This is a genomic window from Maribacter sp. MAR_2009_72, assembly GCF_007827235.1.
Taxonomy (GTDB): Bacteria; Bacteroidota; Bacteroidia; order Flavobacteriales; family Flavobacteriaceae; genus Maribacter; species Maribacter sedimenticola.
Genome location: NZ_VISB01000001.1, coordinates 2,130,704 through 2,155,316, shown reverse-complemented (window position 1 = coordinate 2,155,316; position 24,613 = coordinate 2,130,704). Strand labels below are relative to the sequence as shown.

The following is a 24,613-nucleotide window of genomic DNA, read 5'->3' as shown; positions in this document are numbered from 1 at the left end:
TTGGGAACATGCCGTAAATAGTATAATTTTGAACCTAAGATTGGGGAAATGAAAAAATTGGCAATTCTATTTCTGTGCAGTATGCAACTAGCATGCATTGGAAAGGGCAACGGAAAAATAAATGGGGTAAGTTTTGTGGCCTCCAGGCAAGCCGTGGTGCAGGGTCAAGTAGATGAAATCTTAAATATCTATGCCAACAGCGCCGCCGTAATGCCTTTTGGTTTTATAAGGGAGGTAAATAATCCACAGATCACGTTTAATACAGATCGTCAGTGGTTTGGTGAAACTAAGAAGGGTGCAGCGCAATACATTCATATGTTGCATGAAAATGGGGTGTCTGTTATGATGAAGCCGCAAATATGGATATCCAAGGGAATATTCACGGGAAAGCTGAAGATGGACAATGAGCAACACTGGCAACAATTAGAGGAATCATATCGTCATTTTATGATGACCTATGCCCGTTTAGCGGCAGAGCGTAAGGTAGATATCTTGTGTATTGGTACGGAATTGGAACAGTTTGTACAGGCGCGGCCAGAATTTTGGAACATGCTTATTGCTGAAATTAGGGAAACTTATAAAGGTAAGCTTACCTATGCGGCAAATTGGGATGAATTTGAGCGTGTACCTTTTTGGGAACAGTTAGATTATATTGGGGTAGATGCCTATTTTCCGTTATCGGAAGCAAAAACACCTACGGTTAATGAGCTTATAGCTGGTTGGCAGCCTTGGAAAAGTAAATTGGCCGCGCTAAGTACTGAAAAGCAAAAGCCTATACTGTTTACGGAATATGGGTATAGAAGTATGGACTATACCGCAAAAAAGCCGTGGTTGGTAGACCGTACGGAAGAAAAACCGAATATGGTATCACAAGTAAACTGTAAGAAGGCCATATATGCCGAATTTTGGAACGAAAAATGGTTTGCGGGCGGTTATGTATGGAAATGGTTCACCGACCATAAAAATGCAGGTGGTGAGAATGATAACAGGTTTACCCCACAAAACAAACCCTCGTTAAAAGTAGTAAGTGAAAATTATAAAAAGTATAGTGAGTATTAGTAAGGTAGGACATGAACGGGTAGAACATGTATGGCATAACCTTTGTTTTCCATATGTTATGGTAAAATATATGGTTGTATGCATATGTGCGGTGCAATTTGTTGTGGCGCAGGATTCATTGAATACCGTAACGGCAGAACCTGGTGACGGCATTCTTTCGCTGTTGCGCAAACAGGGAGTTGACCCGTACGAGGTTATGGATGAATTTATCTATATAAATAGTGAGCGCTTAAAGGATAGCGTACATTTGGTAGCAGGGCGAACGTATGTTATGCCCAGAACGGTTTTGGATACCGTAGCCATTGTAGACTCTATACAGAAACAGTCCACGGATATAAAAAAATTGGAAAGTTCTAAATATGACCTGTTTGGGGAGAAACATAAAAATGTAATAGCAAAAAGCAAACGGTTAAAAGGAACTATTTACTATTTGGTATCCGGTCATGGGGGGCCCGATCCCGGGGCAATGGGTACCTATGCGGGGAAAGCTATTGCAGAGGATGAATATGCCTATGATATTACCCTACGCTTGGCAAGGGAATTAATGGCGCACGGGGCAACGGTCTACATTATTATACAGGATGGGAATGATGGTATACGTGATGATTGCATATTGGAGATTGATCATGATGAGGTAGCCTATCCAGATAAGGAAATACCTTTAAACCAAGTGGCACGGTTAAAGCAACGGGTACAGATCGTGAACGATTTATATAAGGATAACAAGGGTAAATACCAGCGTTTAATCGTTACCCATGTAGATAGTAGAAGTGAAGGTCAGAATATAGATGTATTCTTTTATCACCACGAAAAAAGTAAAAATGGCAAAAAATTGGCGGAAAGTATCCATAAAACTTTTGAGGCCAAGTATAAGAGATTTCAGCCCAATAGAACCTACGCAGGTACTTTTGAGGACAGGACTTCGTTGTACTTGGTAAAAAAAACACACCCCGCCATGACCTTTATTGAAATTGGAAATATTAGAAATGCCAAGGATCAGGTGCGCATTTTAGATCCGGATAATCGCCAAGCTTTGGCAAAATGGATCAGTGAAGGCATATTATTGGACTACGAGGATAAATAAATCGTTTATACCGCAATATATTTTTGATAATATGCATACAGTTCATTGGGTCGTGCTCCTAAATAGTATTTAAGGTGTATGACACCAAAATGCCATTGTAGGCTTATCATTCCTTTTTCTTCATATCTGCGGGCAGAGGTCGTTACCGTAGAAGGTAGAATGGTAAAAGGTACACGCTTGTACAAACGTTGTATAAATTCATTGTCCTCATAGATTGTGTACTGTTCATTAAATCCCTTGCAGTCAAAAAAAAGATTTTTGTCCACGAACAATGATTGGTCGCCTCCGCGACAAATTTGATGGTTGATTTGGGTACACCAAGCAAAAAATTTTAAAAACCTGCTGTTGCTGTTAAAACGCATTTGAAAACAGCCTGCCATTTTACCTTCTTTAACCGCATTTGCAATGGAGCGGTCAAAATCTTTAGGGGGCAACGAGTCTACATGGAGAAAGTATAATATTGCGCCGCTTGCTTCTTTTGCACCAAGGTTCATTTGTGCCGCCCGTCCTTTTTTGCCATAGAGCAATTTGGCACCATGGGCCTTGGCTATTGAAGGGGTAGCATCTGTACTACCACCATCAACGACCAAAATTTCCTTGATGTGGTTAGCGCAGGCATTCTGTTTTATGCACAGGAGTACTTTGGCTATGTAGTCCGCTTCGTTCAAAACGGGGATAATAATACTGATGTTGGGCTCAAAAGCACTCATGTGCATTAATTTCACTAAACTTGGTAGGAAAACAGGGTATGGCCTTACAGCTGTTTTATAAGTTCTTGAAAAAGTTTTACCATTTTGGGTTCAGTACGTTCCGCGATGGCGATAATTTCTCCAATATCCACAGGTTTAAGATTATCCGGGTCGCATTCATCGGTCAATACCGAAACGGCAACAATGGGTAGGGAAAGGTGGTTGGCTACAATAACCTCTGGCACGGTACTCATACCCACGGCATCTGCACCAATTAATTTGATCATTCTATATTCTGCCTTGGTTTCCAATTGTGGTCCAACCACAGAAGCATAGACTCCGGTCTTTAAAGAAATATCGTTTTCCTTGGCAATTGCCATAAGTTTGTTGCGCATGGATACATCGTAGGGTTCTGACATATCTACAAAACGTTCTCCAAATTCCCCAACATTTTTAAATGCCAAAGGAGAACCGCCCTGTAAATTTATATGGTCTTCTATTAACATCATGTCCCCTTTTTTGAAATTCAGGTTTACCGCACCTGCTGCATTGGAAATAAACAATTTGGTAATGCCCAGCATGTGCATGACGCGTATGGGGTAGGTTATATCCAAAAAGTCATATCCCTCATATAAATGAAAACGCCCCTGCATGACCACCACTTTTTTTCCGGATATGGTACCATATACCAACTTGCCCGTATGGAACTCTACGGTAGCCAACGGAAAAAATGGAATATGGTTGTAATGGGCATCTATGGGGTCCTCTATATGGTCCACCAATTTGCCAAGGCCGGTGCCAAGTACAATTCCTATTTCTGGCTTGTCAAAACCTTTGTTCTTTAAATAGGCTACAGATTCCAATAATTGTTCCTTTGTCATAATTTTATATGTTTTAAAAAAGGTTGAAAGGCTTCAATATCCTTTATATCCTCAAAATAATCTACATCGTTTCTTTCTTCCAATAAGCATACGCTATCGGCTTTTAAATCGGCAAGGGTTTGTTTCAATACCGTTTCCGTTCCCCAAGCCTTATTCTGGAACAGTTCAGGTTTATAAGTTTTCATTCCCAGCAGGTAATACCCTCCATCCTGTGCGGGACCTATCACAAAATCATTCTTCTCCAAAGCTTTAAACGCGCTTTCCAAGTCCTCTTGGGAAAGGTCGTACATATCGCTTCCAATAACAATTATTTTCTGGAAATCACTTTCAAATCCTTCCCTAAAAGCATTGGCCATGCGGTCTCCCAAATCATTGCCCTGTTGTAATCTTTTGCCATACTTGTCTGCATCCCAAATATCATTCTCCCATATTTCTTCTGAGTAATATACCCGCTTTTCTGCATAGAGGTTTTGTGTGATGCTTACCGTATGTTGCAAAAGAAATGTGTAAATGTCCAAAGCGGCCTGATCACCTACGGTAGCGGCCAATCGTCTTTTACCCTTGCCTAATTCTGGGTTTCTGGTAAAAATAAGTAATAGGTTCTTGGAGTTTGCCAAGGTAAAATCAATGATTTTTTCATCGCGCTCCACATTATTATTCTGTAATATTCCCAACGTATTATTTTAAATTATACTAACCACTAACTAATATACCTTTATTCCCTTCTTTAATAATTTGCCCCAATGTTTGCTAAATGCATGTATGCTATCGGTTGGGGTGTCATTATTGTTATATACGATACGATCTTGATTTTTCCATTCAAAAATTCCGCCATATAGGTTCAATATTCTGGTATATCCAAGTCGCTTTAAGCGTTCTCCAATATTTTCGGACCGTACGCCAATGGAGCAATAAACAATAATGGGTTGAGACTTGTTGGGTATAAGATTTAGAACCTTGGCTTCGTCAAAATTGGAATACCCTACCCATAGGGCATTTCTAAGATGGCTTACGTTAAACTCTTCTTTCTCCCTGGTATCTACATACACTATAGAATCTTTCATGGGTAAATTTTCAAGGTAGATATAAGGTATACTTTCTTTGTTCCAATTTTTTAGAACACGTTCCATATTTGCTTGCCCTACTATAACGTTTGAAACGGTAATGAGGGAAACTAAACTAAATAATCGTGCATATTTGATTAATTTCATTGCAGTAAAGGTACTATTTTTAGCGTCCAAGATTTATAGTTTAAAAGACAGTGTTATGGTTAAAGTTTTGCAAAAAGTAGGTTCAAAAATTGTATTGATGTCCATTGTGGCAGCTGTATTTGGTTGTAAACAAGAGGTCAAGACCATAGAGGACCAAATGAAAATAGATGCTCCCGAGTACTACACGGAATCCTACAGGCCGCAATTTCATTTTACGCCAGAAGAAAAATGGATGAACGACCCCAATGGGTTGGTCTACAATAATGGAAATTATCATTTATTCTATCAATATTACCCGGATAGTACCGTTTGGGGGCCTATGCACTGGGGCCATGCTATAAGTAAGGATTTAGTAAAATGGGAGCATAAACCTATAGCCCTTTATCCAGATAAACATGGGTTGATATTTTCGGGAAGTGCCGTAATGGATACTAAAAATACTTCCGGTTTCGGTACCGAGGAGAACCCGGCTATGGTGGCAATTTTCACCTACCATGATATGGAAGGGGAGCAAGCAGGTAAAATGGATTTTCAGACCCAAGGAATTGCCTACAGTTTGGACGATGGTAATACATGGACAAAATATGAGGGCAACCCAGTAATAGGAAATGATGGTATTAAGGATTTTAGGGACCCCAAAGTATTTTGGAACGAAAAAGAACAAAATTGGACCATGCTTTTGGTAGCGGGAGACCATTTGCAAATCTGGAGTTCGCCCAATTTAAAGGAGTGGGATAAAGTCAGTGAGTTCGGAAAGGATAAAGGAGCCCATGGCGGTGTATGGGAATGTCCTGATCTTTTTCCGTTGACCATAGAAGGTACAGATGAGGAAAAATGGGTCTTGTTGATCAGTATTAATCCCGGTGCACCTAATGGAGGTAGTGGAACGCAGTATTTTATTGGGGATTTTGACGGTACCACCTTTACCACCGATCAGACCGAAAATAAATGGATTGATCTTGGAAGGGACAATTACGCCGGTGTCACCTATAACCATACCCCCAATAACGATCGTATTTTTATTGGATGGATGAGTAATTGGGACTATGCTAGGGATACCCCTACAGAAAAATGGCGAAGTGCCATGACCGTACCTAGAAAGTTAAGTTTACGTAAGATTGAAGATGAGGTGTTTCTTATAAATTATCCCATAGAAAAGTTTAGTGAAATTACGGATAAGGCCTACACGGAAGGTGAAATGGAACTAAAACAGGAACAGAAGAAAATAATTGCACTTAAATATGGTAATCAGTCGGAGATTAAATTTTTTGTGAAAAATCCAATGCTTAAAATGTATTTGAGCAATGAGGTCGGTGATAGCCTAGCTATTGATATAGATGCCAACAATGATTTGGTTACGATTGACAGGGACAAGTCCGGTAAAACGGATTTTAGCGAAAAATTTAAAGGCGGGGCGCAACGTATGGATATTTCCAAATTGCCCAAGGAAAATGTGGAAGTTAGAATTTTGTTGGATCATTCATCTATGGAGTTGTTTTTGAACAAAGGACAATACGTAATGACAAATCAAATTTTTCCCAATGAGTTCTATACTAGTCTAACCATAGAAAACACGGCTAATGAAGTAGTTCAAATCGTTAATTTTAAAGAGCGTAAGGTAGAACGTATTTGGGATTGATGCCTTTGGGCCGCTTTTCAAAAGTACTTATTATGGGTATTGTGGTTTGTTCAATTGGTTTTAAACAACAATACCCCAATAACCAAGAAAACCGCAGTATCTACTGATAATACGGTTTTTCTATGTGGTGCCTCCAGGAATCGAACCAGGGACACATGGATTTTCAGTCCATTGCTCTACCAACTGAGCTAAGGCACCATGTCGCTGTAAGCGGCTGCAAATATAATTTCAATTTTATGATAAACAAACTAAATCATAAAAAAAGAAGATTGTTTTTTTATTTTTTAATCTTTGTAGTATGAATTTGATAATAGATGCTGGCAATACAAGTGTAAAATTAGCCATATTTAATAAGTCGGAAATTGTTCATATAGAGACCGTTGCGCAAGAGAATTTTGTAACGGCGGTCAAAAAATTGTTTCAGCAATTTCCAAAAGTGAACGCGGCAATAATTTCTAACGTTGGTTCCCTTTCTGAGGATAAAATAAAGGTTGTAGCCGTTTTTTGTGACCTTCACGAACTTTCTCATGCTTCAAAAGTGCCATTTAAGAACTCGTATGCAACACCTCAAAGTCTAGGTGTGGACCGTTTGGCGTTGGTCACTGCGGCATACTATCGTAAACCACATAGCAATACCCTAATTATTGATGCGGGTACATGTATTACCTATGATATGCTGAATGATTTTGATGAATATTTGGGAGGGGCCATTTCCCCAGGTATACAAATGCGCTATAAGGCAATGCATGAACAAACGGCCAAACTGCCGTTATTGGAAAAAACAGAACTATTGGATTATATAGGAAACTCAACTGAATACTGTATGCACAGTGGTGTATTGTATGGTGTAGAGCTTGAATTGAACGGAATAATTGAACTATATAATAGCCGTTTTAAAGATTTAACAGTTATTTTAACAGGGGGTGATACACTATTTTTGTCTAAACGAGTAAAAAATACCATATTTGCGGATTCTAAATTTCTCCTGAAAGGGCTTAATTATTTGCTAGAATACAACAAGCACTAAATGATCAGAAAAATTGTAATTGCAATAGTATACATGACCACCGTTGGTATGTATGCTCAAGATGGTACTGTATCTCCCTATTCTTTTTTTGGAATTGGTGATTTAAAGAATGCGGGAACGGTAGAAAATCAAATGATGGGGGGTATTGGTGTGTATGCGGACAGTATCCATCTTAATTTAAAGAATCCTGCGGCTTTGGGAGAATTAGGGCTTAAGGTAATGAACAAGACGGGTCTTGTAACCTATACCGCCGGTGTATCCAACAAACAATATCGATTAAAGACCAATCTGGGAGAGGAAAGTACCTCTATAACCAGCTTGGATTATTTGGCATTGGGTTTCAGTCTGGGCAAAGGTTTGGGTATGAGCTTTGGTATAATGCCGTACACTTCCGTAGGCTATAATTTGATAGATGAACAGGACAATGTAAATGGTTCCCTGGTAAATGTCTATACTGGTGAGGGCGGTTTAAACCGTGTGTTTTACTCCGTAGGGTATGAAGTATTAAAAAATGTAAGTATTGGCGCTACCGTTAATTTTAATTTTGGTACGTTAGATAGTCAGCGCCTGCAGCAGATAGAGAGTATCCAATTTGGAACTTTTGATCGTAGAAGTTCTAAGGTAAATGGTTTTGATTTTAATTATGCCTTGAACTATACGCCGTTGATTAATGATAAATATAGGTTTCATTCTTCTGTACGGGTAAATACCCAAGGTAATCTGGTGTCTGAGAATACAAGGCAAATTGGTTCTTTTTCCGTGGCCACAGGTGGTAATATTGAAGAGATAGACGTAAATCTGGCCGCCCAGAACTTAAGGGATACAGAGCTAAAGGTTCCTACAACGACTACAATTGGTTTGGGCTTTGGACAAGATTTAAAATGGTTTGTTGGGGGTGAATATAGCTTTCAGGGAATGGGTTCTTTCGAAAATGATTTCCTTGGTGCCAATAGTGTTTCTTATGTAGATGCAAGTTCTTATGCCTTAGGACTGTTTATTACCCCTGACCATGATTCCTTTACAAGTTATTTAAAAAGAGTGACTTACCGTGCAGGTTTGCGTTTAGATAAAACCGGTATGGTCGTAAATGATGTTGATATAAATAACTTTGGCATAACTTTTGGATTAGGTCTACCACTTGGAAGAAGTTTCTCTAATCTTAATTTAGGATTTGAATTGGGAAGAAGGGGAACAACAAGGGCGAATTTAGTAGAAGAAAGCTATTTTAAACTTAATGTAGGGCTGTCATTGAACGATCGTTGGTTCCAGAAAAGAAAGATCAATTAATAAAAATTTAGTACATTAACCACCTTAAAAAAGAGAAAAGATGAAAACGAAACTTTACTTCACGGCAATTATGTTCCTTGGGATGATGGGGGTAAGTAATGCTCAGGCTCAAAATCCTGAATGTATGACTAATCTGTCTATATTTTCCGAACATGCAAAAGTTAAAAATTATGATGCGGCTTATGAACCATGGAAAATGGTATATGAAACCTGTCCGCAATTGAACAATGCTATATATGTATATGGTGAGCGTATCCTAAAGGATAAATTAAAAAAGGCTTCAGATGCAGATAAGGAAAAATTTGCCAATGAACTAATGGGTCTTTATGACAATAAGTTAAAGCATTTTGCATCAAAGACCACGCAAGGTGAAACTGACGTTGACAAGGCGATGGTAATGTATGATAACAAAATGGCCGATGATGCTAAGATGTATAGTATGTTAAGCGAAGCTTTTACAAAGGATCAAGAAAACTTTACAAATCCAAAGGCGTTATATATTTATTTCTCAAGTTTAGTTGACGAGCATAAAGCTGGTAGAAAAGACTTGCAAGAAGTATTTGACGTTTATGATGCGGTTACTGAAAAGATTGAAGTAGAAAACGAAAAGATTACAGGAAAAATAGCCAAGCTTTTACCAAAGGAAGAAGCGGGTACGTTGACTTCTAAAGAGAAATCTCGCTTAAAATCCTATAACTCATATTCTGAGGTATATGGTAAAATTGCAGGTAGTATCGATTCTAAGTTAGGTCCTTTAGCGGATTGTAGTAACTTGATTCCATTGTACGAGAAGAGTTTTGAGGAGAAAAAGGGAGATGTTGTTTGGGTAAAAAGAGCAGTAGGTCTTATGTTCAACAAAGAATGTACGGATGATCCTATGTTCCAAAAACTTTTTGAGGCACAATTGGCTTTAGATCCTTCTGCTGATGCTTATGTATATGGAGGAACTTTAAAAATGAAAAATGGCGATACCAAAGGTGCTCTTGCGGATTTTGACAAAGCATTGTCTTTAGAGACCAATAATGATAAAAAGTCTAAGATTGCCTACAAAGTTGCAGTAATCAACAAAAGAAAGGGGAGCAAGTCTACTGCACGTAGCTATGCACAAAAAGCAATAGATGCCAACCCTTCCAATGGTCGTGCATATTTATTGATCGCCAGTTTATATGCTACAAGTGCCAATGATTGTGGTAGTACTACTTTTGAGAAAAGGGCAATATACTGGAAAGCGGCAGACATGGCCAGACAGGCCGGTAGAGTAGATCCTTCTTTAAGTGGTTCTGCAAGTCAGGCTGCTACAAGTTACCAGGCTAAGGCTCCAACTAGGGAAATGATCTTTAGTTCCAATATGGCAGGTAAGACTGTTACTTTCTCTTGCTGGGTAGGTGGTAGTGTTAAGGTTCCATCGTTATAGTACAAATGACACAAATATTCAATTATAGAAGCATTGCCGTGGTGTATACCATGGCAATGCTTTTTTTGTCCTGTGGAGATAATTATAAAAGGGTTGGTGATGAAGCGGTAAAGAATGTGTTTCCAAGAGGCGTAGTTGAAGATTTTGTATTGACATATACAGAGGCACCGGTTAAATTGGGGTCAGAAGATACCGGGACCTCTAAGGTACTGGCTATATTGTCCGGACCAATAAGGGAAAATTATGAACAGCTATCTTTTCCTTACCAAACATTTCCTGAAGGGCTTTTGGTGGAAATCTTTAATGAAAAAAATGAAAGGACCACTATAGAGGCAGATTATGGTATTCTATATTCGGCAACGTCTATTGTAGATTTAAGGGGCAATGTGTTGATAAAGGGAGACGATGGTAAAAAATTGGAAACTTCCCAATTATATTACGATCGTGGAAATGAGTGGGCCTTTACTCAAGAAAAGTTTAAGTTTACCAACCCAGATGATGGTACCGTAATGGATGGGGAAGGTATGGATATTCAAAAAGACCTTAAGTATTTAAATGCACATAAGACCTACGGACTTATGTTGATAAAGGAAGAAAAAGAACAAGAAAATGATTAATATTTTAAGATATACGGAATACTTATATATCATAGTAGCTGGATTTTCTATGTATAGAATTTTTACCGATTGGAATACAGATAGGAACATGGCCTATTTTTTTATATTTTTTGCCATAGTTTCCATAGGTATGTTCCTGTTCAGAAGAAACTACAGGAAAAAATTTGAACAGCGTAAGCGAGACAATAATAATAACGTATAGTGGGTACAGCCGGTATCATTATTCTACTTTCCTTGGTTTTTTCCGCTTTTTTTTCAGGAATGGAAATCGCGTTTATTTCGGCGAATAAAATTCATATAGAGATTGAAAAAAAGCAAGAGGGTTTTTTGGCCATGGTACTTACCAGGTTAACTAAAAAACCATCAAAATTTATTGCTACCATGCTTATTGGCAACAATATAGCCTTGGTAATCTATGGTCTTTTCATGGGAGAGATCCTCATGAACTGGTTTACGGGAATGGCACCTGAGAATGCATTCTTAAAAATCCTTATTACCGAGTTCAGCTTGCTTACCCAAACCTTGATCTCTACATTCATTATTTTAATTACGGCAGAATTTTTGCCAAAGGTGTTGTTTCAGATATATGCTAATAGCCTCTTGAAATTATTGGCCATTCCGGCATTTTTGTTCTATGTGCTGTTTTCGTTTATTTCAGATTTTATCATTTGGATTTCTGACCTCATATTAAAATATATTTTCCGTACTTCCGGAGATGAGGTACAATTGGCATTTAGTAAATTGGAACTGGGTGATTATATAACCGAACAAATGGAAACCGTTGAGGAAGAGGACGAAGTGGATACGGAAATACAGATATTTCAGAACGCCTTGGAATTTGCAGCGGTAAAGGCTAGGGAGGTCATGGTTCCAAGAACAGAGATCGTAGCGGTAGAAATGCACGAAACGCCCAAAAACCTTGCAAAATTATTTACGGAAACAGGCTATTCCAAAATATTGGTGTTCAATGATACGGTAGATAATGTTATTGGCTACGTGCATTCTTATGAACTGTTCAAAAAGCCCAAGACCATTAAAAGTATATTGTTACCGGTGGAGTTTGTTCCGGAAACTATGTTGATACAGGATATTTTAAATGTTTTGATTAAGAAACGAAAGAGTATCGCAGTGGTGCTAGATGAATACGGTGGTACTTCTGGTCTGGTAACCGTAGAGGATATCGTAGAAGAACTTTTTGGGGAAATTGAGGACGAGCATGATACTACGGACCTAAGGGAAGAAAGGGTAGACGAGCGTCACTTTCTGTTCTCAGCACGTTTAGAGGTGGATTATATCAATGAGAATTATAAGTTGGAGCTTCCCGTTTCGGATGAATATGAGACATTGGGCGGACTTTTGGTCCATACTTTGGGAGAAATACCGGATAAGGAGGTAGAACTTAAAATTGCACCCTATATGTTTACGGTGTTAGAGGTCTCCAATACAAAAATAGATTTGGTTTCCATAGAACTTCTAGAAGAAGAATAACAGTGCATCTATCAATAAATTAGGTGGCTTTTTAGTTTTTATTATTTCAATTAAAAATGGTAGTTTTGCCTCCCGATAACCACAAAGGATTATTTTAAACATTAATTAGAATGGCAGTATTAGAGAATATTAGAAAACGGACCACGGTGTTGATCTTGATCATAGGTTTGGCATTGTTTGCATTTGTGATTTCTGGTGTGTTTACCAGTAGCAATTTTGGAGGTGAAAAAGTAGGTTCGTCAGTGGCCGAGATTAATGGGGAGGAAATTTCAATAGATGAGTTTAGACAAGAGGTCGAAACCGCAGCAAGAAGAGTAGGTCCTAATGCATCTTCAATGCAGGTAGTAAACCAAGTTTGGGAAAGCAAGATAAGAAAGGCCATTTTAGGGGAGCAGTTCGAGGATTTGGGAATAGGTATTGAGCAAGATCAAATTGTTGATTTCCTTCGTACTACTGGGTATGCCCAAAATCCGGAGTTCCAAAATGAGAACGGTCAGTTTGATCCCAATATTTTTAGGCAAACTGTAGCGGATTGGAAAGTTAATAGTCCGGCACAATATGAGGCCTGGTTGCAAACCGAAAATGAAATTGTGCAACTGGCCAAGGAGCAGACCTATTTTAATTTGGTAAAAGCAGGTGTTGGTGCTACGTTAAAGGAAGGTGAGCTGGATTATAGGCTGGCCAATGATAAAATGGACATAAAGTATGTAAGGGTTCCTTATTCTTCAATTCCAGATAGCACTATTACGGTAACCAAAAGTGAAATAGCGGATTATGTAAACGATCATAAAGAAGAATACAAGCAAGAGCCTGCAAGAGACCTTCAATATGTATTTTTTAGTGAAAAACCTTCTGAGGCAGATGATCTTGCCATAAAGGAGGCCATAACCAAACTTCTTGATGATACCGTTGAATATAATTCACAGACCGATCGTAATGACACCATATTGGGCTTTAGAAATACTAAGGATATGGTTGCGTTCCTGGATAGGAATTCAGACACTAAATTCGATACGATTTTTAAGGCTAAGAAAGATTTACCTTCTACGGTAGCAGATACCTTGTTCAGTCTTGGCGTAGGGGAAATTTATGGTCCATATAAAGATGGGGGTTCTTACAAGATTTCCAAGATGATGGCCAGAAAGCCAAATGGTTCCGTAAAGGCAAGCCATATCTTATTAGCTTATACCGGGGCCACAAGGGCAAATCCGGATGTAACCAGAACAAAAGAAGAGGCAGAGGAAAAGGCAAAGGAATTATTGCGTGAGGCTAAAAAATCTGGAGTTGTTTTTTCTGAACTGGCAAGAGATAATTCTGATGGACCTTCTGCACCAAATGGTGGAGATTTGGGTTATTTCCAAGAAGGCGTTATGGTACCAAAGTTCAATGATTTTGCCTTTAGCAATAAAGTTGGAGCTATTGGTTTGGTAGAAACGGACTTTGGGTTTCACGTTATCAAAATAGACGATAAGCAAGATATTGTACAGATAGCTACGGCATCTAGGGAAATTGAAGCTTCTGAGGAAACGATCAACACATTGTTTACTAACGCTACGACTTTTGAAATGGAAACAGTGGAAGATGAAAGTGCCTTTTCTGAGGTTGCCAAGAAAAATGAATATGTTGTACGTCCTGTAAACAAGATCAAGGCTTTGGATGAAAATTTACCGGGCTTGTCAAATCAAAGAAATATTGTTCAATGGGCTTTTAGCGATGACACCAAAGTAGGTGATGTCAAGAGGTTCAGTATCAATAATGGTTATGCAGTGGTTCAATTGACAGGTACGTATGAAGAAGGGGTTATGAGTACGGAAGATGCATCTGTCCTTGTTTTACCAATAATTAGAAAAGAGCGTAAGGCTGCCCAAATCATTGCTGCCAATAAGGGCAAGGATATGGCTACCATAGCTTCGGATAACGGTACTGCTATTTCCAATGCTTCTGCTTTGACCGTTAAATCCCCAACAATTCCAGGTGCCGGTAGTGAGCCTGTAGTTGTAGGTACGGCATGTGGTATGGAAGAAGGTGCTGTTTCTGGTTTAATACAAGGTAATACAGGTGTCTTTAAAATTGAAATTGTAAAGAAAACCGACGCTCCAAAATTGGATAATTACAGTGTTTATGCCAATTCCTTAAAAACTGGTGCTACGGGTCGTGTGAATACTGCGGTATATAATGCGTTGAGAGAAGCGGCCAATGTTGAGGATAAGAGAGCAACGTTCTACTAATCGTCAATTGTTATAGAATTTATAAGGGTGTCCTATTACAATAGGATGCCCTTTTTTTATAAAATCATTTTGGTGTAGGGTAGAATGGTGTAGTAGCCTTTGTTCCTAAAGTAGTCCATAGCTGTCTTTTTACCTGTTGCTAGAATAAAATCCCCGCCCCAAGCCCCAAGGCTTTTAATTGTATTTGTATAATCGGGAAATAGTGAATTTTTAATGGTTGGCAGGCCCAATGTATCTGCCAATAAGGCTTCGTGTTTATTTAAGAGCATTTCAAACTCTCCTAAATTTTCACAATTTAAAATTGCATCCGTAAGGTCATTGATTTTAGTAATTAATTGTTCTTTGTCTATAGTTAGCGTTCGGTATCGCTTAATGGCATCTCTACTATTTTGCTTTTGGTTCAAATACACAAAAAAAAGTTGGTCGGCAAAATCAGGATTAAAATCTACTTCCTGTACATGGGGCTTATGCCCATTTCTAATATAGGTGATGGCCGTATTATGAGTGGCACAGGCAATATCGTAGCCACTGCCTCCAAAACTAGCTTCAAGTAATTTGTAGGGGTTAATATTGGCCCAAGCTGCAATATTTGCGATTAAGGTAGAGGAGGTGCCCAATCCCCAATTTCTTGGGAATGTTATTCTCGCTTCTATAGTAAGATTTCGTTCATTTTGGGCGAGAAAATCAGAATTCAATTTTTGAGCCTCTTTCAGGATGTTCAACAATGGTTCCGCTATTTCAGTATCAGAGGTACTGATCAATTGAAGGTTTGTACTGTCAATTTCAGCATCAAACCAAACCTTTCCATGTTCATCTATACTTTTCCAACACATATGGTTTTGGGTTCCCTGCTGCACTTTCAAATATTGCCCAAATGCGGTTGGTAATGCCAGTCCTTTTGCTCCGTCAAGGATTGCATATTCTCCTGTTAGCAGTAATTTTCCGTTACCGTAAAATTCTTTGGACATAGGGTCGTTTATTTTCTGATCTCCTTTAATTGAAGCTCAACACCATGGTGCGTAACCGGGTTGGTTTTAAAATATTGGACCAAAATAGTTTTTTCGTTCTCGTCCGCCCCTAATTGGTTCAGAATATTCAAAAGGTGCATTTTCATATGTCCTTTTTGAATTCCTGTAGTAACCAAGGAACTAACGGCCGCAAAATTTTGAGCAAGGCCGGCAACCGCAATTATCTGCATTAATTCTTCTGAAGATGGGTGTTGAAGTATTTCAAGGTTCAATTTTACGAGCGGGTGCAAGTTGGTTAGTCCGCCTACGGTACCTAGTGCCAAAGGCACTTCTATCCAGAATTTAAAAATACCATCATCAATAGTCGCGTGAGTTAGGCTGCGGTATTGCCCATCTTTACATGCATACGCATGTACGCCCGCTTCAACGGCCCTAAAGTCATTTCCTGTGGCCAATACCACGGCATCAATACCGTTCATGATGCCCTTGTTGTGCGTTACGGCACGGTAGGGTTCCACTCTTGCAATTTCTATGGCCTGAATAATTTTTTCTGCCGTTTGCTGTGGTGTTAGTTGATCGGTAAGTTGTATCTGTTCCACAGGGCAGCTTACCATGGCACGTACCGTACAATTTGGCACATAATTGGATAAGATGCTCATCACTATTTCCACATTTTTCCCTTGTGCGGAAAAGGCCGTATAATTGGCTGCTTCTTTTTTCAATGTGGACGCAAACTGCTCAAGACAGCTATTAATGAAATTGGCACCCATGGCATCCTTGGTTTGGAAGGTGGCATGTAGTTGATAGTAATGTGCAATATCATGGGTTTTGTCCCTTAGGGCGATATCGGTAATACCACCGCCCCTTTTTTGCATACTGGTGGTCAATGAAGCGCTTTCCGCAAGTAAAATGGGTTTAAGATAGGTAAAGAAGGAGTTGAGTTTTGCGGGATCGCCCTTAAATAAAAAATGTACCTGTCCCACTTTTTCCGTGCCCAAAATCTCTGTTTTGAATCCGCCCCTTTTTAACCAAAATTTAGCCGCTTTGCTCGCTGCGGCTATTACGGAACTTTCTTCAATGGCCATAGGCATGGCATATAACCTATCGTTGATCAAAAAATTAGGGGCAATACCTTGGGGAACATACAAGTTGGTTATGGTATTCTCTATAAACTCGTCATGCAACTGCTGTATACGGCCGTTTTGGTTCCAATACGTTTGTAAAATTTTCTTGGATTGCTCTTTATTATGGGTGTAGTTGGTAGTGATCCAATCTATCTTTTCTTCTTTTGTAAGCTTGGAAAAACCACTTATTGGCTTGGTCATTTAGGTATAACTTTCTTCTGTATATAGATGTTAGGTAATGGTGCGTATTAAGCTAAATTGAACACAAAATTACAACAGTAAAGATAAGGATATTGTAAAGAATCTCATTTAGGTGAACAAAGCGTTAAAACCGATGTCTTTTTCAGGCTAAAGCGTGTTTTTTTGAGGAAATAGTGGTAAACTTGAGAGATTTAACAAAATTTAAAAATTTATGCGAAAAACACACTTACTAACATTGATTTTAATGGCTTTCTGTGTCATTTTGGGGGCTCAAGAAAGGCAAATACAAGTTTCTGAAATTTATCAAGGTGCCTTTAGAACAGAAGGTTTGGATGCCTTAAGATCAATGAAAAATGGTACACAATATACGGTGCTGAATGTGGATCGGTCAAACCAGACGGTAACGGTAGATAAATATGATTATAAAACATTGCAAAAGGTGGCCACTTTGGTCTCATCGGCAGAATTGCCCGGGGTTTCCTCGTTTTCTTCCTATGCTTTCAGTGATGATGAAAATAGAATATTGCTTTCCACTCAGGTAGAAGCCATTTTTAGACGGTCTACGTTAGGCATTTATTATGTGTATGATATTAAGTCCAAGAATTTGGTTCAGGTAAGTGAAGATAAGATTCAAGAACCTTTATTGTCCCCAAAAGGTGATCAGGTAGCGTATGTAATGGACAATAACCTGCATATTTTTAACCTTGCCAGTGGTAAAACCACCCAAGTAACCACGGATGGTGTAAAAAATAAAATCATTAATGGGGTAACGGATTGGGTGTATGAAGAGGAATTTGCCTTTGTCCGTGCATTTGAATGGAACGCCGATGGAAGTAAGATAGCCTTCCTTCGTTTTGATGAAACGAATGTTCCGGAATTTTCAATGGATGTTTATGGTACCGGTCTATATCAACAACCTTACGTATTTAAATATCCTAAGGCTGGAGAGAACAATTCTGTGGTAACATTACATATTTTGGATGTGGCCAGTGGTAAATCTTCCCAGATCAATCTAGATAATGCCTATTATATTCCGCGGATCAAATGGAAAAACCATAAAGATATGTTGAGTGTACAAACTTTGAATAGGCATCAGAATCATTTGACAATGTATACTGTTGATGCCAAAAGTGGAGAGGTTTCCGTATTGTTGGAGGAAAAGGATGATGCCTATGTGGATATTACGGATAATCTAACATTTTTGGAGGACGATAGTTTTATTTGGTCTAGTGAAAAGGATGGATGGAACCATATTTACCTCTATGGGGAAGACGGCTCGTTGATGAACCAAATTACCAAAGGCCAATGGGAGGTAACCAATTATTATGGGTATGACCAGAACGAGGATAAAATTTATTATCAATCTACTGAAAACGGTTCCATAAATAGAGGAGTGTACAATATAGGTAGTGGTGGGGACGATAAGACAGAATTAGCGGTGACCCCTGGGACCAATAAGGCTTCCTTCAGTGCAGATTTCACCTATTTTATCAATACGTTCTCCAGTGCGCAAACTCCACCGGTTTATACCTTGCATAATGCCATAAACGGTAAGAAGATAAAGGATATCAAGGATAATGATAAGTTGTTACAAAAATTGGAGGCCTATGCAGTAAGTCCAAAGGAATTTTCCACGATTTCAATTAATGGTAATGAACTTAATATGTACATGATCAAACCAAAGGATTTTGATGCTACAAAGAAGTATCCGTTGTTAATGTACCAGTATAGTGGTCCCGGATCTCAGAATGTTTCCAATAGCTGGATGGGGGCAAATGATTATTGGCACCAAATGCTCGTATCAGAAGGGTATATTGTGGCATGCGTAGATGGTCGTGGTACTGGTTTTAAGGGACGGGACTTTAAAAAGGTTACTTATATGAATTTGGTTAAATATGAAACTGAAGATCAGATTGCGGTGGCAAGGAAATTAAGTGAGCTGACCTATATCGATGAAGAGAGGACAGGTATTTGGGGTTGGAGTTTTGGAGGTCATATGTCTACCAATTGTCTGTTACGCGGTAATGATGTTTTTGAAACCGCCATAGCGGTGGCACCGGTAACTTCATGGCGTTTTTACGATACAATCTATACGGAACGTTTTATGCGTACGCCTGCAGAGAATCCTAGTGGTTACGATGATAACTCGCCGTTTAATTATCCGGAATTATTGAAAGGGAATTATTTGCTGATTCACGGATCAGGAGATGATAACGTCCATGTGCAAAATTCCATGCGTATGATAGAGGCACTGATTCAAGCGAACAAGCAATTTGATTGGGGTATCTATCCGGATAAGAACCATGGAATATATGGAGGTAATACAAGAATTCATTTGTTTAATAAAATGACTAATTTTTTAAAGGAAAACTTATAACCAAACCAATTGAACTATGACTGAAAGTACTGAAATTTCAGAGCAAAAGCAGATTTTTGGACACCCTCAGGGGTTGTTTTATCTATTTTTTGCGGAATTATGGGAGCGATTTAGCTTCTATGGTATGCGTGCCCTGCTCACGCTTTACATGATCGATGTAATTTTTCAAGCTTTAGCAGAAAGAGATTATGCAACTGCAGCGGTTTACTCATCATACGGATCTTTGGTATATGCTTCAACGGTAATCGGAGGCAAGGTTTCCGATAAGATATTGGGAATGCGAAATTCAATTTTTCTAGGGGGTATACTTATGTCCATAGGTCATTTTGTTTTGGCAATAGAAAATAATATGGCCTTTTTTCTGGCCCTTTCCCTCATTATAGTGGGTAACGGTTTTTTTAAACCTAATATTTCCACCTTCGTAGGTACCTTATATGAAAAAGGAGACCCTAAAAAAGATTCCGGATTCACCATTTTTTACATGGGTATAAATATTGGTGGGTGGGTAGCTCCCTTACTATGTGGCTGGCTGGCTGCAACCTATGGATGGCATTACGGTTTTGGTCTGGCAGGGATAGGTATGCTTACAGGATTGATTGTTTTTTGGAGCGGTATCAGGAAAAATGTGTTTGGCGATAGGGGTCTGCCCCCAACAGAAGAAGTGTTGGATAAAAAGGTACTAGGAATTAAACAAGGGGTATTGGTGCCCATACTTGCTGTACTTGCAGCACCTTTAATTGCGTTGTTGCTTTCATCATATCAAGCCATTGCTACGGAAGGTATGTTTGCCGATCAGAATATTGTGAACGTTATTTTTACAGGAATAGGTATTGCCGTATTGGCTTATTTGGCTTATGAAATGTTCAAGGCAAATGTAAAGGAAAGAAAGGAACTGTTCGTTGCGGTATTGCTAACATTCTTTATGACTATATTTTGGGGTTTTCACGAACTCTCAGGTAGTGTCATTACACTTTTCGCCGCAAGAAACATAGATTTGGAAGGTATTATGTCCGCTGCACAGACCAATTCCTTGAATTCAATGTTCATTATTATTTTGGCCATTCCCATTTCGTTGATGTGGACTTGGCTAAGCAAGAAGAACTGGAATCCCAGAACACCGTATAAATTTGGATTGGGTCTACTATTTGCAGGTATAAGTTTTTACGTGCTGGCCATTAGTGGGGGTAGTGCAAATGAAAACGGTTTGGTACCATTTGCCTATTTATTGTTAATGTATTTTTTGTTGTCCGTAGGGGAGTTGTTCATGTCACCTGTTGGACTGTCTAAAATGACAGATTTGGCACCATTGCGGCTTATAGCTTTTATTATGGGGGTGTGGTTCCTGTCGTCTGCATTTGCATTTCAAATAGTAGGCTTTATCGGTAAGCAATTGGCAATAGAAAGTACCGATAAAAATGTGGGCGGTTTTGAAACGTTATCGGTCTATACGGATGGCTTCATGTTGATTGCCAAATATGCGTTGGGTGCCGGTATATTGGTACTATTGGCATCGCCTATAATTAAACGATTAATGGGTAAGGTACACTAGTAGATACTTACTTTAAATAATAAGCTCCCTTTTCACCAGTATAGTGAAAAGGGATTTTATATTGTATGCAGGTCGTTTTCCAGCGGTCAACATAACTCTTGTAATTGCTGCCATCCGCAATTATTTCTAGCGGTTGTAGGGTAAGCGCCAATCGCTCTATATTTATTTTTGGGGAATTGGTCAATAAAATTATGGGTGATGGGGTCTTTTGGTAAACGCCTGAGCTGTCAATGACCACTACTGCTGTGGCATTTATGGAGTAACTATTTTTTAGCGAATCTTTATTGATTGTTTTAATACGTTCTGCAATAGTATAATTGGATAGAAGATAATTTAGGTTGTTCTTTTGGTTGCTGAGAACGGATAATCGTTGGCCGTTTCTATTAAGGATAATACTATTCTTAGTTTGGTGCAATACCAATACCTCATTTTTATTGTGGGCAAGATTGGTTTCATATAAGGTGTACCCTTGAAAAATGATGATACTGATCAGAAAGAATACCGTTCGTTTAAAGGTGGTACTTTGATAAAGTTCAATCCCTAAAATCAAAATTAAAAAGGATAGGATAAGCTGTATACTGTCAAAAGGAATAGCGCTAAAAATAAATTGTTCTTGTTGGGCGATCCAGCCAATTAATCCATTCATTTGCGCAATTACCGTATTATAAAACCATGCAAGTTGTAATGGTAATGCGTTCAAAAGGGATAGGAGAATTACAATTATTCCAGTTCCCAATATAAGGCCCAAAGCAGGGACAATTATTAAATTTGATATAAAAAATAGTCCGGGAAATTGATGGAAGTAAAATAAACTTATGGGAAGTACGCCCAATTGGGCGGCAATACTTACGCATAGCAATTGCCAAAAATACCTTATTGCCCTGTTCTTTGGAAACCATACGTCCCTTAGCATTGGAAAAATCCACAAAATTGAAAATACGGCGGCATAGCTCATTTGAAAACCTACTTGAAATATAAGGTTAGGGTCAATGAACAGTAGAATGAACAATATGGAAAGTGCAAGAATATTAAAGGTATTACTAGGCCTATTTAGGTAAAGGGCATAGGCAACAAAGCTGAACATTGTTGTGGCGCGGACAATACTGGCTGATAAACCCGCTATGAAGGCAAATATCCAAAGGAAAACAACCGATGATATTAAAATTACGGTTCTGCCGTGTGGTAAATTGCGCAACGGCCGAAATATAAATTGTATCAGGAGCAATAAAATGCCAATATGCAGGCCAGATACTGCTAAAATATGAACCGCACCTGCTTTTTGGTAATTGCTGTATGTTTCTTCTGATATATTATCACGCTGTCCTAGGAGTAAGGCTTGGATTACCCCAAGTTCATCCGCGCCAAAATGTTCTTTCTGTAGTTGCGAAATTATATGGCTTCGTATTCTTGAGGCAATACCGGTTAAGGTTTTTTTAGGATTCGTTATACGTATAAACTGATTATTCTTAATACTCAATTGGTCATATACGCCCAGAGTTTTTAAATAGTTCTTATAGTCAAATTGATGTGGATTCAATGACGGGGAGATTGGGTATGGTTTTGAAAACACTTGGATTTCGTCGTCTACATTCAGGATTAAGGAATCTTGTGGTAAGGTTAATAAAATGGTACCACTGGCCGGTTGTTGGTCAATCTTTGTTACCAGGGCAAAATAGCGTGTAGAATACAGGTTGGGTTTTAGGGATTCCTTGATCTTTAAGGTCCAAATTGCCCTTTCCTCATTGATAATGTTGCTATAATGATCTTGATGGTTTATTGGTTGTGCTGCCGAAAAACAGAACATTCCCAAGTTAATTACAGTTACGGAAGCAATGACACCAAAAAGAACCGAATGGCTTCGTTTTTGAAAAACAAAGATGAGCGTAAGGAAAAGAAAAAATAGTAGGGTGGATAGTAAAAGATACCATGTATCCACTGGGAGAACAGAGCCGATTAAAATTCCAAGAATCAGCAGTAGCGTTAATCTTATGGGAATAAACGCTAAAAGTTTCATCCTATAAGATTCTGGTGGCTTTTACAAAGGCTTGGTTCCAAAAACCGTCACGTAGAGATGATACGGTAACCCCTCTAGAGGTAGAGGCGTGTATAAATGTAATTTCATCATTATCGGTACCAACAACCATGCCTACGTGGTTGATCCGTTTAGATCCGCGGGTAGTCTTAAAAAACAGTAGATCACCTTTTTCTATATTTTTCACGGGCACTCTATGCCCCTCTTCCGCCATATGATAGGAAGTCCTGGGTAATTGGACATCATGTTCCCCAAAGGAAACATATAAAAGACCGGAACAATCCATTCCTTTTTTTGTAGTACCGCCAAATTTATAACGTACCCCGGAAAATGAAAGCGCCGTATTGATTATTTTGTCCGCCTTGGAATGGGTCGTAGATGGTCTGTCGTTATGTACTTTCGTTTCTGCAACTTCTGGAGTATTGCCCGTTCTTTCATTATGGGCGGCAGCTACGGAAATTTTGCGCTCTTTGTCAGAACTACTGGATTTTTTTACCCCACAACTGACGGCAAGGCAAATAATTAGAAAACACGTTAATTTACGCATACAAACAAGAAGTTCCCTTTAATAGATGTAACTTCAAAATTATAGAATTATTATTAAATGGTGGGGCTTCTAATTATTTTTGGTATGTTCTATAATCAATGCAGCAGCTTTAGCGCTCGCCCCGGCACCTCCTAATTTTAAAATCAGCTCATTATATTCCTGCAATTGTTTGGTTCTTGTGCTCCCTTTTAAAATGGCTGCAAGTTCTTTTTTTAATCGTTGTTTGGTAAAGTCATCCTGAATTAATTCGGTAACCACTTCCTTTTGCATTATTAAATTCACCAAGGAAATATAGTCCAATGTTATGATACGTTTTGCAATTTGATATGAAATCCAATTTGCTTTATAACAAACCACTTGTGGTACTTTAAGTAGTGCGGTTTCCAAGGTAGCCGTGCCACTTGTTACCAAAGCAGCGGTTGAAATGGATAAAAGATCGTAGGTTTTGTTTTGTACAAATTTTACATTGACATTGTTTAGGAATGGGGCATAAAAATCCTCATCTAAACTTGGCGCACCTGCAATGACAAATTCATGGTCCAAAAAATCTTCTGTTAAGGAAAGCATCAGTGCCAGCATTTTTTGCACTTCTTGCTTACGGCTGCCCGGTAAAAGGGCAATTATAGGTTTGGCGGGATTCAGGCCGTAAGTGTTTCTAAAGCTGCGTGGGTCAACTTCTGGTCTGTTAGCAATAGCATCCAGAAGAGGGTGGCCTACAAAATGAACCGGGTATTGATGTTTTCCTTCATAAAAAGCTTTTTCAAAAGGTAAAATTACATACATATGGTCCACAAACGCCTTGATTTTGGCTATTCTACCTTCCCTAGACGCCCATATTTGTGGTGAAATGTAATAATTCGTTAAAAAACCATGTGCTTTTGCCCATTTGGCAATACGAAGGTTAAAGCCGGAATAGTCAATGAAAATAAGTGCGTCAGGTTGATAATCGGCAATATCCTGTTTACAGTATTTTATATTTTTAAAAATGGCATTAAGGTTTAATATCACCTCCAAAAAACCCATAAAGGCAAGTTCTTTGTAATGTTTTACCAGGGTGCCGCCAGCCTGTTGCATTAAATCACCTCCCCAACACCTTATTTGGGCGTTTTCATCTTGGTCTATTAAGGCCTTAATAAGATTAGACCCATGAAGATCGCCAGACGCTTCCCCTGCAATGATATAATACTTCAT

General features: G+C 38.8%; 21 protein-coding genes and 1 tRNA gene. 12 read left to right on the top strand and 10 right to left on the bottom strand.

Annotated features, from left to right (window positions below; translation table 11 throughout):
• The first annotated feature begins 48 nt into the window (after positions 1-48).
• Together JM81_RS08975 and JM81_RS08970 are read left to right on the top strand one after the other, a co-directional pair.
• Positions 49-1,059, top strand: coding sequence for a glycoside hydrolase family 113 (locus JM81_RS08975; protein ID WP_144802463.1), 1,011 nt, complete (start codon positions 49-51; stop codon positions 1,057-1,059).
• Positions 1,028-2,143 carry an N-acetylmuramoyl-L-alanine amidase gene (locus tag JM81_RS08970; RefSeq protein WP_315897746.1) on the top strand — a complete coding sequence of 372 codons (1,116 nt, stop codon included), beginning with the start codon at positions 1,028-1,030 and terminating at the stop codon, positions 2,141-2,143. Before JM81_RS08975 ends, JM81_RS08970 begins: the two co-directional genes overlap by 32 nt.
• Positions 2,144-2,148: 5 nt before the next feature.
• Here the strand turns inward: JM81_RS08970 and JM81_RS08965 are convergent, their stop codons facing one another.
• From JM81_RS08965 to JM81_RS08950, 4 genes are read right to left on the bottom strand one after another with little or no spacing between them, the layout of a single operon-like run.
• On the bottom strand, positions 2,149-2,853 hold the full coding sequence (locus JM81_RS08965; RefSeq protein ID WP_089260699.1) for a TIGR04283 family arsenosugar biosynthesis glycosyltransferase: 705 nt from the start codon (positions 2,851-2,853) through the stop codon (positions 2,149-2,151).
• 44 nt (positions 2,854-2,897) lie between these two features.
• Complete coding sequence (locus JM81_RS08960; protein ID WP_089260698.1) at positions 2,898-3,713, bottom strand: purine-nucleoside phosphorylase; 816 nt, start codon at positions 3,711-3,713, stop codon at positions 2,898-2,900.
• On the bottom strand, positions 3,710-4,387 hold the full coding sequence (locus JM81_RS08955) for a TIGR04282 family arsenosugar biosynthesis glycosyltransferase (RefSeq protein ID WP_179213178.1): 678 nt from the start codon (positions 4,385-4,387) through the stop codon (positions 3,710-3,712). Before JM81_RS08955 ends, JM81_RS08960 begins: the two co-directional genes overlap by 4 nt.
• Positions 4,388-4,417: 30 nt before the next feature.
• Entirely contained in the window at positions 4,418-4,954 is a 537-nt protein-coding gene (locus JM81_RS08950; protein ID WP_261375004.1) for a rhodanese-like domain-containing protein, read from the bottom strand.
• 25 nt (positions 4,955-4,979) lie between these two features.
• On the opposite strand from JM81_RS08950, the gene JM81_RS08945 reads away from it, so the two are divergent.
• Positions 4,980-6,563, top strand: a complete 1,584-nt coding sequence (locus tag JM81_RS08945) for a glycoside hydrolase family 32 protein (protein WP_261375003.1) — start codon at positions 4,980-4,982, stop codon at positions 6,561-6,563.
• Positions 6,564-6,688: 125 nt separating this feature from the next.
• Here the strand turns inward: JM81_RS08945 and JM81_RS08940 are convergent.
• Positions 6,689-6,761 (bottom strand) — tRNA-Phe (locus JM81_RS08940).
• Positions 6,762-6,861: 100 nt separating this feature from the next.
• Between JM81_RS08940 and JM81_RS08935 the strand changes: the two genes are divergently transcribed.
• From JM81_RS08935 to JM81_RS08905, 7 genes are all read left to right on the top strand, one after another.
• Entirely contained in the window at positions 6,862-7,590 is a 729-nt protein-coding gene (locus JM81_RS08935) for a type III pantothenate kinase (protein WP_144802456.1), read from the top strand.
• Complete coding sequence (locus tag JM81_RS08930) at positions 7,591-8,877, top strand: hypothetical protein (protein WP_144802454.1); 1,287 nt, start codon at positions 7,591-7,593, stop codon at positions 8,875-8,877.
• Between the two features lie 40 nt (positions 8,878-8,917).
• A complete protein-coding gene (locus JM81_RS08925) occupies positions 8,918-10,291 on the top strand; it encodes a hypothetical protein (RefSeq protein ID WP_186435553.1) in 1,374 nt (457 codons plus the stop codon).
• A 5-nt stretch (positions 10,292-10,296) separates the two neighbouring features.
• Entirely contained in the window at positions 10,297-10,908 is a 612-nt protein-coding gene (gene lptC, locus JM81_RS08920) for an LPS export ABC transporter periplasmic protein LptC (RefSeq protein ID WP_144802451.1), read from the top strand.
• On the top strand, positions 10,901-11,110 hold the full coding sequence (locus JM81_RS08915; protein WP_089260692.1) for a hypothetical protein: 210 nt from the start codon (positions 10,901-10,903) through the stop codon (positions 11,108-11,110). Before lptC ends, JM81_RS08915 begins: the two co-directional genes overlap by 8 nt.
• 59 nt (positions 11,111-11,169) lie before the next feature.
• Positions 11,170-12,396, top strand: coding sequence for a hemolysin family protein (locus tag JM81_RS08910; protein ID WP_245838904.1), 1,227 nt, complete (start codon positions 11,170-11,172; stop codon positions 12,394-12,396).
• Between the two features lie 110 nt (positions 12,397-12,506).
• Entirely contained in the window at positions 12,507-14,624 is a 2,118-nt protein-coding gene (locus JM81_RS08905; RefSeq protein WP_144802448.1) for a peptidylprolyl isomerase, read from the top strand.
• A gap of 56 nt (positions 14,625-14,680) precedes the next feature.
• Here the strand turns inward: JM81_RS08905 and JM81_RS08900 are convergent, their stop codons facing one another.
• Positions 14,681-15,592 carry a GYDIA family GHMP kinase gene (locus tag JM81_RS08900; protein WP_144802446.1) on the bottom strand — a complete coding sequence of 304 codons (912 nt, stop codon included), beginning with the start codon at positions 15,590-15,592 and terminating at the stop codon, positions 14,681-14,683.
• Between the two features lie 8 nt (positions 15,593-15,600).
• Positions 15,601-16,917, bottom strand: a complete 1,317-nt coding sequence (locus JM81_RS08895) for a hydroxymethylglutaryl-CoA reductase, degradative (protein ID WP_144802444.1) — start codon at positions 16,915-16,917, stop codon at positions 15,601-15,603.
• A 211-nt stretch (positions 16,918-17,128) separates the two neighbouring features.
• On the opposite strand from JM81_RS08895, the gene JM81_RS08890 reads away from it, so the two are divergent.
• Both JM81_RS08890 and JM81_RS08885 read left to right on the top strand, forming a co-directional pair.
• Entirely contained in the window at positions 17,129-19,294 is a 2,166-nt protein-coding gene (locus JM81_RS08890) for a S9 family peptidase (protein WP_144802443.1), read from the top strand.
• Between the two features lie 16 nt (positions 19,295-19,310).
• The gene (locus JM81_RS08885; protein ID WP_144802442.1) at positions 19,311-20,843 is read left to right on the top strand and encodes a peptide MFS transporter; all 1,533 of its coding nucleotides are present in this window, start codon (positions 19,311-19,313) and stop codon (positions 20,841-20,843) included.
• 7 nt (positions 20,844-20,850) lie between these two features.
• Here JM81_RS08885 and JM81_RS08880 read toward each other — a convergent pair whose 3' ends face one another.
• The 3 genes from JM81_RS08880 to lpxB all read right to left on the bottom strand — a co-directional run bounded on the left by JM81_RS08880 (position 20,851) and on the right by lpxB (position 24,613).
• Positions 20,851-22,857 (bottom strand): ComEC/Rec2 family competence protein, encoded by a 2,007-nt coding sequence (locus JM81_RS08880; RefSeq protein WP_144802441.1) that lies wholly within the window; start codon positions 22,855-22,857, stop codon positions 20,851-20,853.
• A gap of 1 nt (position 22,858) precedes the next feature.
• The gene (locus JM81_RS08875) at positions 22,859-23,422 is read right to left on the bottom strand and encodes a C40 family peptidase (RefSeq protein ID WP_144802440.1); all 564 of its coding nucleotides are present in this window, start codon (positions 23,420-23,422) and stop codon (positions 22,859-22,861) included.
• A 69-nt stretch (positions 23,423-23,491) separates the two neighbouring features.
• A complete protein-coding gene (gene lpxB / locus JM81_RS08870; protein WP_144802439.1) occupies positions 23,492-24,613 on the bottom strand; it encodes a lipid-A-disaccharide synthase in 1,122 nt (373 codons plus the stop codon).

What these genes read in the sequence shown, in the direction of transcription:
- JM81_RS08975 (WP_144802463.1), top strand. Translation starts at nt 49, where the DNA reads ATGAAAAAATTGGCAATTCTATTTCTGTGCAGTATGCAACTAGCATGC.
- JM81_RS08965 (WP_089260699.1), bottom strand. Translation starts at nt 2,853, where the DNA reads ATGAGTGCTTTTGAGCCCAACATCAGTATTATTATCCCCGTTTTGAAC.
- JM81_RS08960 (WP_089260698.1), bottom strand. Translation starts at nt 3,713, where the DNA reads ATGACAAAGGAACAATTATTGGAATCTGTAGCCTATTTAAAGAACAAA.
- JM81_RS08945 (WP_261375003.1), top strand. Translation starts at nt 4,980, where the DNA reads ATGGTTAAAGTTTTGCAAAAAGTAGGTTCAAAAATTGTATTGATGTCC.
- JM81_RS08935 (WP_144802456.1), top strand. Translation starts at nt 6,862, where the DNA reads ATGAATTTGATAATAGATGCTGGCAATACAAGTGTAAAATTAGCCATA.
- JM81_RS08930 (WP_144802454.1), top strand. Translation starts at nt 7,591, where the DNA reads ATGATCAGAAAAATTGTAATTGCAATAGTATACATGACCACCGTTGGT.
- JM81_RS08925 (WP_186435553.1), top strand. Translation starts at nt 8,918, where the DNA reads ATGAAAACGAAACTTTACTTCACGGCAATTATGTTCCTTGGGATGATG.
- lptC (WP_144802451.1), top strand. Translation starts at nt 10,297, where the DNA reads ATGACACAAATATTCAATTATAGAAGCATTGCCGTGGTGTATACCATG.
- JM81_RS08915 (WP_089260692.1), top strand. Translation starts at nt 10,901, where the DNA reads ATGATTAATATTTTAAGATATACGGAATACTTATATATCATAGTAGCT.
- JM81_RS08910 (WP_245838904.1), top strand. Translation starts at nt 11,170, where the DNA reads ATGGAAATCGCGTTTATTTCGGCGAATAAAATTCATATAGAGATTGAA.
- JM81_RS08905 (WP_144802448.1), top strand. Translation starts at nt 12,507, where the DNA reads ATGGCAGTATTAGAGAATATTAGAAAACGGACCACGGTGTTGATCTTG.
- JM81_RS08900 (WP_144802446.1), bottom strand. Translation starts at nt 15,592, where the DNA reads ATGTCCAAAGAATTTTACGGTAACGGAAAATTACTGCTAACAGGAGAA.
- JM81_RS08895 (WP_144802444.1), bottom strand. Translation starts at nt 16,917, where the DNA reads ATGACCAAGCCAATAAGTGGTTTTTCCAAGCTTACAAAAGAAGAAAAG.
- JM81_RS08890 (WP_144802443.1), top strand. Translation starts at nt 17,129, where the DNA reads ATGCGAAAAACACACTTACTAACATTGATTTTAATGGCTTTCTGTGTC.
- JM81_RS08885 (WP_144802442.1), top strand. Translation starts at nt 19,311, where the DNA reads ATGACTGAAAGTACTGAAATTTCAGAGCAAAAGCAGATTTTTGGACAC.
- JM81_RS08880 (WP_144802441.1), bottom strand. Translation starts at nt 22,857, where the DNA reads ATGAAACTTTTAGCGTTTATTCCCATAAGATTAACGCTACTGCTGATT.
- JM81_RS08875 (WP_144802440.1), bottom strand. Translation starts at nt 23,422, where the DNA reads ATGCGTAAATTAACGTGTTTTCTAATTATTTGCCTTGCCGTCAGTTGT.
- lpxB (WP_144802439.1), bottom strand. Translation starts at nt 24,613, where the DNA reads ATGAAGTATTATATCATTGCAGGGGAAGCGTCTGGCGATCTTCATGGG.